Annotated in this window: 18 protein-coding genes; 3 read left to right on the top strand and 15 right to left on the bottom strand. The window is 39.8% G+C overall.

Annotated elements, in window-relative coordinates; translation table 11 throughout:
* The 3 genes from AC6CHS_RS08040 to AC6CHS_RS08030 form a co-directional block, all read right to left on the bottom strand.
* Nucleotides 1-858, bottom strand: a complete 858-nt coding sequence (locus AC6CHS_RS08040; RefSeq protein WP_498235457.1) for an efflux RND transporter periplasmic adaptor subunit — start codon at nt 856-858, stop codon at nt 1-3.
* 30 nt (nt 859-888) lie between these two features.
* Nucleotides 889-1,770 (bottom strand): TetR/AcrR family transcriptional regulator, encoded by an 882-nt coding sequence (locus tag AC6CHS_RS08035; RefSeq protein WP_498235456.1) that lies wholly within the window; start codon nt 1,768-1,770, stop codon nt 889-891.
* Between the two features lie 248 nt (nt 1,771-2,018).
* Nucleotides 2,019-2,510, bottom strand: coding sequence for a competence protein ComK (locus tag AC6CHS_RS08030; protein ID WP_498235455.1), 492 nt, complete (start codon nt 2,508-2,510; stop codon nt 2,019-2,021).
* Nucleotides 2,511-2,728: 218 nt separating this feature from the next.
* Between AC6CHS_RS08030 and AC6CHS_RS08025 the strand changes: the two genes are divergently transcribed.
* Together AC6CHS_RS08025 and AC6CHS_RS08020 are read left to right on the top strand one after the other, a co-directional pair.
* Nucleotides 2,729-2,887: a hypothetical protein gene (locus AC6CHS_RS08025; protein WP_498235454.1), complete on the top strand. Its 159-nt coding sequence runs from the start codon at nt 2,729-2,731 to the stop codon at nt 2,885-2,887.
* Between the two features lie 72 nt (nt 2,888-2,959).
* Nucleotides 2,960-3,148: a YjfB family protein gene (locus AC6CHS_RS08020; protein WP_498235452.1), complete on the top strand. Its 189-nt coding sequence runs from the start codon at nt 2,960-2,962 to the stop codon at nt 3,146-3,148.
* 202 nt (nt 3,149-3,350) lie between these two features.
* Here AC6CHS_RS08020 and AC6CHS_RS08015 read toward each other — a convergent pair whose 3' ends face one another.
* Both AC6CHS_RS08015 and fabZ read right to left on the bottom strand, forming a co-directional pair.
* Nucleotides 3,351-3,656 carry a hypothetical protein gene (locus tag AC6CHS_RS08015; protein ID WP_036578441.1) on the bottom strand — a complete coding sequence of 102 codons (306 nt, stop codon included), beginning with the start codon at nt 3,654-3,656 and terminating at the stop codon, nt 3,351-3,353.
* A 283-nt stretch (nt 3,657-3,939) separates the two neighbouring features.
* The gene (gene fabZ, locus AC6CHS_RS08010) at nt 3,940-4,359 is read right to left on the bottom strand and encodes a 3-hydroxyacyl-ACP dehydratase FabZ (protein ID WP_498235450.1); all 420 of its coding nucleotides are present in this window, start codon (nt 4,357-4,359) and stop codon (nt 3,940-3,942) included.
* Between the two features lie 134 nt (nt 4,360-4,493).
* Here fabZ and AC6CHS_RS08005 point away from each other — a divergent pair, with 134 nt between their 5' ends.
* A complete protein-coding gene (locus AC6CHS_RS08005) occupies nt 4,494-4,643 on the top strand; it encodes a lmo0937 family membrane protein (protein WP_106898006.1) in 150 nt (49 codons plus the stop codon).
* 463 nt (nt 4,644-5,106) lie between these two features.
* On the opposite strand, the gene AC6CHS_RS08000 is transcribed toward AC6CHS_RS08005, so the two are convergent.
* The 10 genes from AC6CHS_RS08000 to AC6CHS_RS07955 all read right to left on the bottom strand — a co-directional run bounded on the left by AC6CHS_RS08000 (nt 5,107) and on the right by AC6CHS_RS07955 (nt 14,691).
* Nucleotides 5,107-5,445 (bottom strand): DNA-directed RNA polymerase subunit beta, encoded by a 339-nt coding sequence (locus AC6CHS_RS08000; protein ID WP_498235448.1) that lies wholly within the window; start codon nt 5,443-5,445, stop codon nt 5,107-5,109.
* Nucleotides 5,446-5,532: 87 nt separating this feature from the next.
* Nucleotides 5,533-6,363, bottom strand: coding sequence for a flagellar hook-basal body protein (locus AC6CHS_RS07995; RefSeq protein ID WP_498235446.1), 831 nt, complete (start codon nt 6,361-6,363; stop codon nt 5,533-5,535).
* A 19-nt stretch (nt 6,364-6,382) separates the two neighbouring features.
* Entirely contained in the window at nt 6,383-7,186 is an 804-nt protein-coding gene (locus AC6CHS_RS07990) for a flagellar hook-basal body protein (protein ID WP_498235444.1), read from the bottom strand.
* 87 nt (nt 7,187-7,273) lie between these two features.
* Nucleotides 7,274-8,275, bottom strand: coding sequence for a rod shape-determining protein (locus AC6CHS_RS07985; RefSeq protein ID WP_036578450.1), 1,002 nt, complete (start codon nt 8,273-8,275; stop codon nt 7,274-7,276).
* Nucleotides 8,276-8,796: 521 nt separating this feature from the next.
* Nucleotides 8,797-9,081: a sporulation transcriptional regulator SpoIIID gene (gene spoIIID / locus AC6CHS_RS07980; protein ID WP_036578451.1), complete on the bottom strand. Its 285-nt coding sequence runs from the start codon at nt 9,079-9,081 to the stop codon at nt 8,797-8,799.
* A 488-nt stretch (nt 9,082-9,569) separates the two neighbouring features.
* On the bottom strand, nt 9,570-9,752 hold the full coding sequence (locus tag AC6CHS_RS07975; RefSeq protein ID WP_498235441.1) for a hypothetical protein: 183 nt from the start codon (nt 9,750-9,752) through the stop codon (nt 9,570-9,572).
* A gap of 134 nt (nt 9,753-9,886) precedes the next feature.
* Nucleotides 9,887-10,900 (bottom strand): AimR family lysis-lysogeny pheromone receptor, encoded by a 1,014-nt coding sequence (locus AC6CHS_RS07970; RefSeq protein ID WP_498235439.1) that lies wholly within the window; start codon nt 10,898-10,900, stop codon nt 9,887-9,889.
* Between the two features lie 254 nt (nt 10,901-11,154).
* Nucleotides 11,155-12,033 carry a stage II sporulation protein SpoIIQ gene (spoIIQ, locus tag AC6CHS_RS07965; protein WP_498235437.1) on the bottom strand — a complete coding sequence of 293 codons (879 nt, stop codon included), beginning with the start codon at nt 12,031-12,033 and terminating at the stop codon, nt 11,155-11,157.
* Nucleotides 12,034-12,336: 303 nt separating this feature from the next.
* Nucleotides 12,337-13,518 (bottom strand): stage II sporulation protein D, encoded by a 1,182-nt coding sequence (gene spoIID / locus AC6CHS_RS07960; protein WP_498235435.1) that lies wholly within the window; start codon nt 13,516-13,518, stop codon nt 12,337-12,339.
* 165 nt (nt 13,519-13,683) lie between these two features.
* Nucleotides 13,684-14,691, bottom strand: coding sequence for an ABC transporter ATP-binding protein (locus AC6CHS_RS07955; RefSeq protein WP_498235433.1), 1,008 nt, complete (start codon nt 14,689-14,691; stop codon nt 13,684-13,686).
* Nucleotides 14,692-14,694: the final 3 nt, after the last annotated feature.

The following is a 14,694-nucleotide window of genomic DNA, read 5'->3' as shown; positions in this document are numbered from 1 at the left end:
TTACTCCCCTCCCGTGACGCTCACTTGGTCACCATCAGTAAGCCCTAAATGGCCACTTACTATAACTTGGTCACCCTCTGAAACATCACCTTCAATTGCCGTGTTCTCAGATTGAGTTTCTCGTACCGTTACGACTACCCGCTCGGCTTTATTGTCTTTCACAAGAAAAACAAAGGACTCTTCATTCTCTTCGTTTACAGCCTCTGTAGGTACAATAATTGCATCACTAATTGTCTCTTCTGGGATCTTCATGGAGGCAATCACGCCAGGGAGTAAATCCTTTTCCTCATTATTAAGAGTTGCCTGTACTGGGTACAACCCATTTTCACCAGGCATTGAATCCACAGAACTGATTTCTACCTCGTATTCCTTATCAGCTGCCTCGACTTGATGTGTGTCTCCTGTTTTCAAAAGGCCGACGACATCTGACGTCACGGTGAAATTAAGTTTTAATTCAGCTAGGTCCGCAATAACCGCAAACGCTTCTTCTGCACTTACCATATCTCCCTCTGCTGCGCGAAGTTGTGTCACTTCACCATCTCGGGATGCTCTTATATTTTGGTTACCTGCTGGCGTGGATAAGGTAGCAATCAAATCATCCTCTTCCACCATATCTCCATTTTCTACTTCTAGGGAATCTACCTCGCCTGCAGCTTGCAACATAATCGGAGATGTTGAACTAGCCGCTGCCCTGCCATATAAAGATCTTTCTATAACAAGATTATCCTTCTTAGCTTCCTGTGTTTCTACAGGGATAACCCTTTTTTCCTCTTCTTGATTTGTATCTTCATCCTGATTACAAGCAGCTAAGACTCCAATTAATAAAACTGCTGTAATACCTATCATCCATCTTTTCATGTATGTAGCTCCTCTCCATTCCTTCACAATTTATTGTAAAAGTTTAATGCCTGCAATTTTGCTTAGCATATAACTTTCTTTTTTTAAGGTAGGGTGATGATTAAAATGTGCAAGCAATCCTTGGATAACAACTGCTTGACGGTCCTCTTTCTGAAATTCTATTTCCAATGCTTTAATCGCTTCGCCTAAACGTCCTATTTCTTCTTCTGACACTGAAAGATCAGAAAGCTTCCCTCTAAGCGTGGCAAATATCTCTTCAACAGATGGCATGTTTTCTTTATTATCATCTTGACTATATTTTTCAGGGAGCTGTCTAACAGTAACTAAGGCCGTTTCTTGTCGTTGTACCATTCCCTCCATTAGATCATCAAGCCGTCTGACAATGAAGGCACCTGCCTCCTCCCTTTCAATCGATACATGATCAAGCACAATCCACTTAAAGTAGCCATCTAGCAAACCACCTAATTGGATAATTAAATCAATTAAGAAGGGCTGTGCAGTCCCACCATAGATGGCCGTAATATTTTCCTTGAGCCAATTAAAATTTTCTACTTTAAAGTGTTCCATCAATTTATCTGTATTTTCACCGATCGAGATGTTCTCTCGTATTAACATCATAATACTGTCCTTAGACTTATATAAGAAATCAAATAAAACCGTTATTTGATTGGCAAGACTTTCTCTCGGATCCTCATTTTCGGCCTTAACCTCATTCATTTTAACAGACAAGTTATGATGAAAATATTCAAAAGAGGTGGAGATAAAATCCTCCTTTGATTTAAAGTGAATGTAGAAGGCACCTTTTGATATACCGGATTCACTAGCTATTTCTTGAATGGATGTATTATAGTATCCTTTCTGGGCAAACAGTCTCATTCCACTCTCTATCAGCTTCATCTTTTTTTCATTCATTTAAACACCTGTTCCTTTGTACGATTACCTATATAATTAGTTTCAGTTATTTTAATGACTAACTGGTCAGTCATTTTATATTCCTTTTAAGCTTACTAGTTTAAAGCGTCTTAACACAAGTTTTAGGATGTGTCTATTTTGTGACAAACAAATAAGTGCCATGGAATCATGACACTTGTATGGTGAAATATCATATTTTTTTGTGACGTCTTGACTATTTCAGTCTATAGGAGCAGGAGCATCTCTCATTAAGTGGACGGAAAGGCATCTCTTCCGAATATGACGCTACGATTTAAATGTACAATAAGTTGGCTTGTCCTTTTATACTGCATATCAAAGGAGTTTTCTGTTGTGGAAACGTAGATGCCTGTCCCATCTAAAAAGGAAATATATGTCTTATCCCCTTGCTGTTCATAGGAAGCAATCTGGTGGTAAGAAATCCACACACAATCTTTGTTTTTGGAAGAAGCAGTAGGTATCATATACACACCTTCCTGTGGAATTACAGGGATCGGTAGCTTACTCGAGGCTCTAAGGATGTCTTTCACTGACTTCTTAATTCCTTCACGGCTAGCACCGAATATCAGACAATTATTGTCGATAATTTGTGTTGGAGTATGAATAGAATGTCGTTCTCTACCCATTTCATAGATTAAAGATTTGTAATAGGACGATTCATGGCTAATAATTGCTTTTGTTTTTGGTGTAATAATGTACACGGATGTTATCGTTTCTCCCATCTCTTACCCCTTCCCCTCAAAGCATGTATGTGTCTATTTTACTATGGATTAACATGATTTGGTATTCATTTTTTCTGAATTTTAATTTATTTTTAATATTAGTCAATAATTATGCAGTATTCTATGAGCCTCTTCCTCCTTTTCACGGTAGAATGTTTTTGTATAAGAAAAACGGGAACAACAAATAATGAGTTTAATATTTGTAAGGAGGACTAATCATGGCAGACAAACAAGAACGCAGAGAAAAAACTGACGACATTACAAATAATCATAAGGATAGTGAACAAGACTCTCAGTTACAATCTGGAGATATGGAATCAGCTCAAGGCAATGAACAAAAAGAAGAGGACAAGAAGAAAAAGGATAAAGATTCTTAAGATCGTAATACAGGTAAACTTCCCCATATTTTGTATGCTATAATGGAGTTAACTTAGTTTGGGGGGATTTACGTGGATATTGCAGCACTCTCCATGGCAATGGCTAATCAGCACGTTCGCTCTAATGCTGGTATTGCCGTCATGGACAACTCAATGAAAATGATGGGCCAGCAAGGACAAGGCCTAATGAAAATGCTCCAACAAGAAAGTCCTGTTGCTCCACACCCTTCTCTCGGTAAACAAATTGACCTAAAAGGGTAAGGGAAATTGACAGGATATAAACTTTACTTCTGTCAGAAAAGCGTGGCTCTCGCACTAAGCGAATAAAGCCACGCTTTTTTTAGTTCTGTAACAAAAGAAAAGCAGAATCACCTTTCTATGATCAACCTATGGTTTTGTACCGCCACGGCAATCAACAAAGTGCTCTGCTTTTAAATACTAGATGTAATTGTAAGAGAGAAAGTTATTGGCTTCCTGCTCCCATGTTTTCTTCTTCGTCTGTTTTATTCTCGTCTTCCGTATCCATGCCTTGATCTTCCTGGTCTGTTCCTGGATCTCCCTCCATACCGGAGCCGTCACCATTCATACCATCTTGATCATTTGTATTGCCGTTATCTTCTTCAACTGGATTCTCATTGTTATTATCATCTTCCTGGTTCATTGGAGCCTCTTCATCAGCAGGATCATTTCCATCATCTGTTCCACATGCTGCAACCAAAGAAATGGCTAATAACGGAGCACCTAACTTTAATAAAAACTTCTTATTCATTTCATTTCCTCCTTTAAAATGTATGCTATCGCGTTTAGCATAACCATTTTAAAAGAAGTGATACATTTACTTTTAAAAAATATCCCGGTGCAACCGTCCGTAAGACTCCCCCTTCAAAACATGAAGTGAAACCGTTAGTTTTTAGTGGGAGTAAACGGACGCTAACACCCCGATTCGTTCAACTAACAATCAGTGGGGGAAGAATGAAAACCCCCACTGATTGAAGTTTCACTTGATTTGATGAAAGTTTTTATTTGGAGCAACCTAATAGCAACGTTACGTATTATTTTATCGCAAACGTAATTTCTGCTTCGCAGGCGACTTCACCAGCAACCTTTGCAATCCCTTTTCCTTTGCCAATTGGCCCTTTTAATCGGGTGATTTCCACTTCTAATTCAAGCTGGTCACCAGGTCTTACTTGTCGTTTAAATCGGCATTTATCTACACCAGCAAGAAAGCCGATTTTCCCTTTGTTTTCTTCCATGCCAAGCATCGCCATTGCGCCAGCTTGTGCAAGTGCTTCAATAATTAACACTCCTGGCATAACAGCATATTCTGGAAAATGCCCTTGAAAGAATGGTTCGTTGATACTAACGTTCTTTAATGCTTTTACATTTTTTCCCTCTTCCATTTCTAACACTTTATCCACTAATAAAAATGGGTAACGGTGGGGAATCGTCTCTTTTATTTGTTCAATTTCCATGTTTATTCTCCTATCTTTTAATGGGGTTATGTATATAGTATAGCAAAGAAAAGTTTAAAACCGTTCAAAATAAGGTATTAATCAAAGTAAACCAATTAATAATAAGCAACAACAATCGAAAGGAGGACAACCTCATGCTTTGGACCATTTTAATTATACTACTTATTTTATGGGCTATCGGCTTTGCTTTTGATGTCGCAGGCGGATTAGTGCATATCCTACTTGTAATTGCCCTGGTTGTTTTAATTTACCGTCTCGTAACAGGTAAAAAAATAACCAAGTAACGAACAAAAGCGAGAGGGCCTGTGGATAGGGAACGCCGACTAAAAGCGACCCGTCCTGGGTGAACGTCGCCATGACCCGGGTCCTCCGGGCCTCCGTACGAACTGCGCCTGGCCATGCCAGGTGGCTCCGTGTTGCCACGCAAAGTGGCGATTTTAATGGAGCATTCCTATGTAGGAGATAAAGGAATCATGCCCTGCAAAGAGGGGATGTCGGCGTTGGCCGGCAAGGCCGGTTTTAGTCGACCTACCTTAAGTAACAGTCGATGATGACTTTCACCTTCCAGGTATAAGTGCGACTAAGCCTCTGGTTAAAACCGATCGGCAAGTCTACTTTATCGCAAAGCGCTAAGGGAGGTCGCCTAGTTTCTGGCTCTCGGAGCTAGACGGTCAGAAGTGCAACGTACCGTTTTAGAATTTAATAAATAACTAAAAAAGCATTTCATCCCGGGTAGGATGAGATGCTTTATTCCGTTTTGGTGACAATATCTATAATGTGTCGCCATGTTTCAGTTTTCAAGGCGTCTAAAGGCGTACCATCTCCTATTACGCCATAGCCGACCATAAGACCAGCAACGAGAGCGATCATAGCAAAAAGCAGGACGACAATGATACGCAACCAAATTGGGAAAATGCGCAATCTTGCTCTTTTTTTAGTTTTAGCGCTACTTTTCTCAGCTTTTTGCTTCTTTCTTGATTGTTTGGACTCGTTTGCTTCCACTGTTGTCTCTTTTTTCGCACCCTTTTTAAATGCTTTTCGGGTTTGCTGCTCCATACCTTGTTTCGCCTCTCGTTCGGTTGACATGGTTTGTTTCTCCCTTACTTCCTGATATACACGATTCGCATGTGCTTTCCTAGCATTTTACCATAGGATAGCATTGCTTAGATAGTGTTATGACCTAAGTTGGTTAATCAACCCAGACATTTGATCCCCCATCGAAATGGTTCGTGAATTAAACTGGTAAGATCGCTGTGTTGAAATGAGATCAGTCATTTGTTTAGAAATATCCACGTTGGAATTTTCTAATGCTCCACTTTTCACTAGATTTTGGGTGGCAGGATCTTGTACTACTTCATTCATAGCAAAACCCAGATCAGCCAAATTAGGGAGCCTAAACCCATTTTCCCCTGTCGCTTCAAGTAAACGTGGTCTTACAACCTCTACGACATCGATAGTACCAACATTCTCCACCTGATTCCCACGCTTAACAGTTATTTGCCCAGATTCATTAATCGAGATAGAATCAAATCCTTCTGGAATCACAATACTTCCATTCTCCCCAAGTACTGGATTACCTTCACTATCTGTCAGCATAACTGCTTGATTATTGTTTACTGGGTTTAAGTAGAAAGCCCCATCACGGGTATAACGGGTTTCCGCTGTCCCATTCTCTGTCACTTGCACCTGATAAAAATGGTTATCTTGTAACAAAGCTACATCAAGCTCTCTCCCTGTTTCCTTTATACTACCCGTAGTAAAATCCAAATTAATGGAGCCAAGCTTGGCCCCTGATCCTACACGGATTCCATCTGGAGTTAGCCGACCTTCAGCTCCGGCTGGGTCTGTCATATTATCAATTTGCTGGAATAAAAGGGATGAAAATTCAGCTTGCCGGCTTTTATATCCTGTTGTCTGGCTATTTGCCATATTATTCCCAATTAAATCAAGTTTACTTTGTAGCTGATTCATTGTTACTGCTGCTTGGATCATTGTTCTAGACATATGTTCCTCCTTATCCGACCTATGCTAGCCTTCCTATCTCACTAACTGCTTTCCCCATGCTCTCATCATAGGCCCGCAGTACACGCTGGTTCGTTTCGAACAGTCGGTAGGATTCCATCATCCGTGTCATCGACTGTAGAGAATCAACGTTTGACTGCTCAAGAAAGCCTTGTTGAATGGAATAGGTAGCATCAGCTGGAACAGCATCTGCATCGCCGTTGTAAAGGCCATTCCCCTCTTTCGCTAAACCATTGGCATCATCTGTATAGGAAATTCCAAGTACACTTTCTCCAGCTTCTGTTTGAACAAGACCGTCTTCTGTCACGGTAAATTCCATACCATTGGTCTGAATTGTGTTCCCTGCCTGGTCAAGAACGTAATACCCCTGATTTGTTACAAGGAAGCCTTCTCCATCCACCGTAAAGTTACCATTTCTTGTATAGCGAACATCGCCATCTTCGTTCTGCACGGAAAACAAGAGAGCACCAGCTTCATCAGGTAATGTACCATTTACAAGGGCCAAGTCTGTCGACACTCCTGTTTCACGTACATCCCCCTGCATGAAGTTAGGAGCTGCTTCTTGTACATATACTCCGGTGTTCAATGGCCCAATTGGGTTTTGAACAGGAAGATTAAAAGAATTGGAGGTTGGGATGGTTTGGCCGCCCATTTGTTGCATCAGCATCTCAGGAAATGCCTTTAGAGATGTCTGGTCAGCTTTATATCCAGGTGTGTTGGCATTTGCAATATTATTAGATAGGGCTTCCTGTGTACGCTGTTGGGCAATCATCCCGCTCGCTGCAGTATAAAATCCTCTTAACAAACTGCTCTCCTCCTTATTTTTAGGTTTTATCATTTTTAATAATGGGTATAGTTATTTATCGGTTCATTCTCCATTGTATTTAATTACTTAAACGACTTTTCTGCGTTCAAGCTTATCAATATTTTCCAGCATGATGCCTGTTCCTTTAGCTACACAATGCATCGGCTCATCTGCCACTAAAACTGGTACTTTCAATTCTTCAGCAAGTAGCTGATCAATACCATGAATCATTGCACCACCGCCAGTTAAAATCACACCTCTGTCAATAATATCAGCAGAAAGTTCAGGAGGCGTTTTCTCTAAAACAGATTTTGCGGCTTGTACAATAAGAAAGACAGATTCGCGTAATGCCTCTTCGATTTCGGCTGAATAGACAGTAATGGTTCTTGGCAAACCAGATACCATATCACGTCCACGAATTTCCATTTCTTCATTTCGAGAATCTTTGAAGACGGTCGCAACATTTATTTTAATATCCTCAGCTGTCCGCTCTCCAATGAGAAGCTTATAATGCTTCTTTATGTATTGAAGAATTTCGATATCAAATTTATCCCCAGCCATTTTAATGGATTCAGAGGTAACAATATCTCCCATTGATAAAACAGCTACATCTGTTGTACCACCACCAATATCAACGACCATATTACCGCTTGGTTGGAATATATCCATTCCAGCTCCGATCGCCGCTACTTTTGGTTCTTCTTCTAGGTAAACCTTCTTTCCACCGGATTTTTCTGCTGCTTCTTTAATTGCCTTTTGTTCTACCTTCGTAATATTGGTAGGGCAGCAAATTAGCATCCTTGGCTTTGAAAGGAATCCTTTTACACTAATTTTATTTATGAAATGCTTTAACATTGCTTCTGTTACATCAAAGTCTGCGATTACTCCATCTTTTAATGGACGGATGGCTTCAATGTTTCCTGGTGTACGCCCAACCATGCGCCTTGCTTCCTCGCCAACTTCGAGTACTTTTCCAGTATAGCGGTCCATCGCAACAACTGATGGTTCATCTAAAACGATACCTTTTCCTTTTACGTGAATTAAAACATTGGCAGTTCCAAGGTCAATTCCAATATCCCTAGAAAACATGAATCAAGATCCTCCTACTTTAAATTACTTCATTTTTTACATATTCCTACTAGAGGTTGCTCAAAGAGTCCGGTAAAAATGACACATCGAATTTCTTCGTTGGCTTGCTTTTGCGTCCTTCACGTATTAATTACATACGTTCCAGTAATCAAAGCTACGCCGCCTCGAACTTCGACACACAGGACGTGTTAGTGTCGGCATTGCAACAAATCTTTTCGATGGGGCGAGTTAGTGCAGCCCCAGGACGTTGCGATCTTAGCCGACCTCGGTCCTTTTTTATCCTCCTTTTGAGCATGGACTACTAATATTATATTTTACCACAAAGTTCAACAATTAACTGCATTTTATTAGAAAAAATTGGGGGATTTATGGGGTTTTTGTGGAGAAGCGTATCTGCCTTATGGAGCTATTCGAAGACCAGGTTTGCCAACCTTTTGTTCACGTAAATAGGGAGAAAACAAACCTGCTTAGGCTTATTTTCTCCTCCAACTTCATATAACCAAAAGCGAAAGAATTGATCCCTATCCTACCGGCTTTGGTTCCGTCTCTTTTACTTGTGGTTCAATCTTGTACTTTTTCCTAGTAGCTTCTCCTCCTCGCAAGTGTCTAATCGCCTTGTGATATTCGAGAATTTCCTTCACCTTTAATGCAAGATCAGGATTAATTTGTGGCAAACGCTCTGTCAAATCTTTATGGACAGTGCTTTTAGAAACACCAAATTCTTTTGCTATCACGCGGACTGTCTTTTTCGTTTCCAATACGTAATTCCCTATCCTGATCGTTCTTTCTTTGATGTAGTCGTGCACACCGTTCGCCTCCCTATGTTGGTTAGTTCCGAGGTGTCTATTGAGACAAGGTGTTCATCTTAAGTGGCTCACATTGGAGTACTTGTATTCTGTTGTTGTTTCATCATTATGTATATTGAAGCGAAAGGGCCGTTACACCTTTTACCCAATATTAACTTAATATTCTGTAATTTATTCCTATAAATCGGGGACTATTTGGATAAGTAACGTTAAGCCACACAAGCTCTCACCTCAGAGACATTACTGAATGCTTGGTTTGTAACATTTTATTATTCAATTGAAGGGTTTATGATTAAAATTGTATCTTTGTAAAAGAGGACAAGCAGTATTTTTCGAAAAAACATCCGTTGGGGAATTTAAATAAGTAAAATAAAAAAATAAGAACAATTTAAATAAAATAAGGCTCAGCTTTTCTTTTATCAATTCAAGCATAATACTGTTGATCTTCCTACGTGAATCTCTCTCTTTTTATCTACTTTAACTTGTTGTTAATCCATATCCCCTAATCCAGGGTCATATGCAAGCCTATCTCCTAACCCTGGATTATATGCATCCATATCACCAAGACCAGGATCGAGCGACAACGAGTGGTGCGTAGATAGAGTACCAGAAACCAAGGAAAGCATAACCGTTAAAACTGCCATTAATAGAAAAGACTTAAACTTTTTCATTTTATTGCCTCCTTAAGGAATTTTAGCAGTAAAAGAAAAAGCTGAACCTTTTTAAACAAATAGATAGTTACTTGAGATGACTGAAGTGAGGGATGAAAGAATGATGGATGAGGGGTGATATTTCCCCCTCAGTCTTACAGTTTCTTTAGCAACGAAAGTGGTAGTCTACTAAAGAAGTAGTCACTCCGTTTTTCAATAAAAAAGTTATAGGATTGAAGAAGTAGGTTTTTATCTTGTTTGGCTTTACCAAGGTAATATAACTGGAAGGGACTGTCTAAAGGTAGGTCATCTAATAGCTCAATTGCCCTTTGAGTGTTTCCTTTCGCGATTTCTATATGCGCCTGTTCACTAGGGTCTGGCGATGATATATTTTCAACCTGATTAAAATGGGCGGAAAGGAAGGGAATATTACGCTCCTTCACAAGCTTTACTACTTTATCCAACTTGTGCTGTTTGGCAATCTTTACCGCTTCGGTAAGATGGTACATTCCCTGGAAGTACGTATCAAAGGTATAGGATAAACCTAGTTTTATATGCATGCTCGCCATCGTTCTTGGATTTTGTGTTTGGTTCAAAACCCTGAAAGCATATTTTCGGGCCATGATGAGCTCGTTTCTTGTAAGGTGATAGGTAAGCAGAATCTGATTAAGTCTTATTTTGAAATAAGAAAGCAACAGCTTGTCTTCCACAACCGCGAATAATTCAGGTTGTATAGCGAGGAAATTTCCTAACCTGCTGAATTGATTTAACTCGTAATACGTTGTAACTTTAAAAAATTCTACCAGGCACTTTAATTCAGGATCTTTTGTTTCAATATGCTTGATTCTTAGAAGTGATTCATGGGGAGTATACTTTTTAAGCCTTCGATCCAAAATGTTTTGATAAACAGCTGCCCACATTCGATTTGTGGAAGTTGGGGATTGGCTATTTTTCTCAATCAGGACTTTTAGGTCTTTATAAAAACCATTCATATAAAGAAACTCCATTCCCTTCTTGAGAATGTCATCCGAATTTGATTGTAAGCACCATTTTCTCGTTAATTCTATTACGGTATCTTCAGGGTGTTCATGGTAAAGTATTTCCATAAGCTCTCTTAGTGATAGGTTATCTTTCTCTTTATCTGAGATAAATATTGAAGGCGTAACCATAGTAGGGAATCTCCTTTCTACCATCCTTTTACCGTTTTACTTAGAAGAAGATCACTATTTTATTCGCTAATTATCAACAAGATATTCTATTAATGTTTATAATAACACATTTCACCCCCTGTAAATTGACGATCGTTCGACAAAATTCGCAGGGATAACATAGCATTCTCGTATATAAGGAAGTTCTTATATTTAAGAAACCAAAAAAAGATCCTGGACTCTATTAGAAGTCCCAGGATCTTTCCTTAAATTAATTATGCACTCTCGGATGAGTCGGTCGCATCATTTGTTTCTTCGTTAGATGTCTCATCTTCCTCTTCATCTGCAGGAGCGTCTTCTTCTGTCTTATCTTTCTCATCTGCATTTTCTTCTGAAGCTTCATCTTCGACAGCCTCATCTTCAGATGGTTCTGTTGTCTCATCGGACTCTGTGCTATCTACCGCTTCTTCTGTAGCGCTATCTAGGCTACTTACCGGCTGATTAAAGAAATCCTCTGGGTTTACATGCTTATCTTCTTTTCTAAGTTCAAAATAAACGTGTGTTCCACTAGCTTGTCCAAACAAGTTCTTACCTGCAGTTCCTAGTTTTTCACCTTGTTTAACTTCTGCGCCTGCTTTTACACTTACCTCTTCAAGACTAGCATAGTAAGTTTTAACATCGTTCTCATGCGAAATCACGACAACATTTCCTAAAAGCGGATCTTCTTTTACTTCATCAATCGTTCCAGTCAGTGCAGAGACAACTTCGAAAGCTTCACCTTCAGCTGTTGCAATGTCTACACCTGTGCTTTGATAGTAACGGTTGTTGTAGAGAACCAGAGCATTTTCTTGATCCTCTTGTTCTGCGTTGTAATCATAGAATTTAGTTACGATTTCTGCTTGTCCCTGATCCGCTAATGGCATTTGAATAATCTCTTGCTGTTCTAAAACAGGCTCTGCTTCTTCATCATTTGGTGTCGGAACATAGTTTTCCTGGTCTTCCTGTGCATCAGGGACCTGGTTTTCCGTATTCTGATACCATACAACAACGGAAAGAAGCAAGGCAGCAATTGTTAAATAGACTGCTGGAAAAAACCATTTTTTCTTGAAAATACGGCTCCATTTGTTTTTTGAAGCTTTGTTTTCTTCATTCATTGATCATCACCTCAACAACCATTCTGATCAGAAAACGGGATATCTATACATGAAGAGAAAAAAAATTTTATGAATTGATGCATTTTATTTAAAAAGACGGGGATAGTAAGAGGTTCATCCATTCAAATGTTAGAGATTTTTAGGGCAAAGTTGTGATTGAATAGAGGTACTCAAGACCTCACAGTTGATACTGCAACGCTCTCGGCTCATACTTCGACACTCTTGGCCGATACCAATGCTCTCTTACGATACTTGCTCCGCTCACGAATGGAAGTAATCCCATATAAAAGCAAAAACCCTCGTCTATTTCACAACGAGGGCTGGTGCTGTATCTGTTACAGTACTAATTTCAACATCCTTATAATAATGATTCACAATATCTTTATAGGTTTTCCCCTCCTCAGCCATCCCATTTGCTCCATACTGACTCATGCCAATGCCATGGCCATAGCCTTTCGTAGTAAAGATAAGATGATTATCTTTTTGTTCTATCGTAAAGTCGCTTGAACGCAATTCCAGCTTCTCCCTTACTTCCCGCCCGCTAAATGCATCCCCGTTTATCGTCAGCTCCTGCACCCGTTGCCCATCTGTTCTGGTGATCTCGATTGAGAGCGCCTTATCAGACGGAAGCTTTGTAGCAAGTGCTTGCTCGACTTGGTCGATCGAATAGGTTTGCTGGTCAAGGAATTTAGGTGTGTTTTCATCCCAATGGCTTTCCACACTGCGGAGATATGGAAGCTCATCCTTCCAATAATCCTCTGAGTTCTCTGTAAAGCCGTTACTAGTGGAGAAAAATGCTGGTGTGATCAGTTCCTTCTTATAGGTAAGCACCTCTCCTTTTGTCGCATTCACTGCTTCTTTGATTTTATTCATTTTTTCCTGGTACTCATCACCAAACAGCTTTTGCAATTCTGCTTCATCCTTATAAACCTGGTGCTGGACAGTATCCGTTACATCTGCCTCCTCCGTTATATCGCCATGCAACTTGTAGTTCACAATGTAAGTCCTTGCTGCGAGGGACTGTGCTTTCAATGCTTCCATTTCGAATTCGACTGGCATTTCAGAAGCCACCACTCCGGCTACATATGTCTCCAAAGGAACGTTATCCACCTTTTCTAAATTCGAACGCATGACAGCTACCGAAAAGGGTGAAGATTCCAACTCAACGGATTCCTCTGCCTTCTTTTCCTGACTTGTTGTTTCATTCCCTGTAGCATCCCCAAACGTTACAACTATTACAGTAGGAATAAGCAAAATAAGGCAGAAAAGACTTGTTAGGAGGATAGCTGTTGGCAGCTTCCATTTCTTTGGTTGCTTCCCCAAGTAGTGATTCTTTTTACTTTTTAATAAGAGGTTGTTTTTACTCATCTCTTTCTTGGGAGCTTTCGTTGTAATGGGTGTTTTCTGCTTCGCATTTATCCGCTCTTGTATGGTTTTCTTCTTTAGTTTGTTGGTTTTACCAATTTTATAGTGTCCTTTTTTCATCACAATCCCCCATTCTTTGTGGTTTATGTTTCATATTAAATCTAGCAATCCCACTATTAAACGTATACAAAAAGAGATAGCAATAGAACTGAAGAATTAAAAAAACCTACGCATTTTTACGTAGGCTTTTCCTTCTTTATAACCGTTCCTTTTCGTACGTTCTTCTTAACGTTGGACGGCTGGTTCCTTTAACGGTGTTTTGTTTTCTACTTCATTATTATATAGATGACAAGCAACATAATGGTCTTGTTCAACTTCCTGCCAAGGAGGCTTAATTTCTGAGCACACTTCCATTGCAAAAGGACATCTAGTTCGGAAAACACAACCACTTGGAGGATCAATCGGACTAGGCAGCTCCCCCTCGAGTATGATACGTTCCCGGCTTTCCTCAATATCCGGATCAGGAATCGGTATAGCCGAAAGAAGCGCTTTTGTGTATGGATGTAATGGATCATCATATAATGCCTTACTTGATGTAAGCTCCACAAGATTACCTAAATACATCACACCGATTCTGTCAGATATCTGCTTTACCATAGAAAGATCATGAGCAATAAATAGAAAAGTTAGCCCCTTCTCTACTTGCAGCTCTTTTAATAAGTTGACAACCTGTGCTTGTACGGATACATCAAGTGCAGAAATTGGTTCGTCAGCAATAATAAACTCTGGTTCTAAGGCAAGTGCTCTTGCTATTCCAATCCGCTGACGTTGTCCGCCACTAAATTCATGGGGATACCGATTGGCATGATCGCGGTTTAATCCCACTTCTTCCAGCAGTTCATATACCCGCTCTAACTGTTCCCGTTTGGATTTAAATAGACCATGTACTTCCATTGGTTCAGCTATTACTTCACGCACAGTAGAACGGGGATTTAGAGATGCATATGGATCTTGGAAGATCATCTGCATCTTCCGGTAAATTTTGAATTTTTCTTTCTCAGTTAGGCTGTGTACATCTAATCCGTCATAGATAACATCACCTTCTGTTTTCTCGTAAAGTCCCAGAATAGTACGACCTATGGTAGATTTACCACAGCCAGACTCGCCTACCAATCCAAAGGTCTCTCCTCGGTTGACATAAAAGGATACGTCATTGACTGCTTTGAGAACCTTCCCTTTTCCTACATCAAAATGCTTTTTTAACTGGTTGACTTCTAGTAGTTTTTCGTTCATAGC

The organism is Oceanobacillus sp. GQ8, assembly GCF_059758495.1.
Note: the sequence above shows the minus strand (reverse complement) of the source record. Positions and strands in the feature narration are given on the sequence as shown.

Excerpts from the sequence above, each read along its gene's own strand:
- AC6CHS_RS07975 (WP_498235441.1), bottom strand. The coding sequence starts at position 9,752 with ATGAAAAAGTTTAAGTCTTTTCTATTAATGGCAGTTTTAACGGTTATG.
- AC6CHS_RS07955 (WP_498235433.1), bottom strand. The coding sequence starts at position 14,691 with ATGAACGAAAAACTACTAGAAGTCAACCAGTTAAAAAAGCATTTTGAT.
- AC6CHS_RS08035 (WP_498235456.1), bottom strand. The coding sequence starts at position 1,770 with ATGAATGAAAAAAAGATGAAGCTGATAGAGAGTGGAATGAGACTGTTT.
- AC6CHS_RS07995 (WP_498235446.1), bottom strand. The coding sequence starts at position 6,363 with ATGTCTAGAACAATGATCCAAGCAGCAGTAACAATGAATCAGCTACAA.
- spoIIQ (WP_498235437.1), bottom strand. The coding sequence starts at position 12,033 with ATGAATGAAGAAAACAAAGCTTCAAAAAACAAATGGAGCCGTATTTTC.
- AC6CHS_RS08015 (WP_036578441.1), bottom strand. The coding sequence starts at position 3,656 with ATGAATAAGAAGTTTTTATTAAAGTTAGGTGCTCCGTTATTAGCCATT.
- AC6CHS_RS08040 (WP_498235457.1), bottom strand. The coding sequence starts at position 858 with ATGAAAAGATGGATGATAGGTATTACAGCAGTTTTATTAATTGGAGTC.
- AC6CHS_RS07970 (WP_498235439.1), bottom strand. The coding sequence starts at position 10,900 with ATGGTTACGCCTTCAATATTTATCTCAGATAAAGAGAAAGATAACCTA.
- AC6CHS_RS08030 (WP_498235455.1), bottom strand. The coding sequence starts at position 2,510 with ATGGGAGAAACGATAACATCCGTGTACATTATTACACCAAAAACAAAA.
- AC6CHS_RS08000 (WP_498235448.1), bottom strand. The coding sequence starts at position 5,445 with ATGTCAACCGAACGAGAGGCGAAACAAGGTATGGAGCAGCAAACCCGA.
- spoIID (WP_498235435.1), bottom strand. The coding sequence starts at position 13,518 with ATGAAAAAAGGACACTATAAAATTGGTAAAACCAACAAACTAAAGAAG.
- AC6CHS_RS07985 (WP_036578450.1), bottom strand. The coding sequence starts at position 8,275 with ATGTTTTCTAGGGATATTGGAATTGACCTTGGAACTGCCAATGTTTTA.
- AC6CHS_RS08025 (WP_498235454.1), top strand. The coding sequence starts at position 2,729 with ATGGCAGACAAACAAGAACGCAGAGAAAAAACTGACGACATTACAAAT.
- fabZ (WP_498235450.1), bottom strand. The coding sequence starts at position 4,359 with ATGGAAATTGAACAAATAAAAGAGACGATTCCCCACCGTTACCCATTT.
- AC6CHS_RS08005 (WP_106898006.1), top strand. The coding sequence starts at position 4,494 with ATGCTTTGGACCATTTTAATTATACTACTTATTTTATGGGCTATCGGC.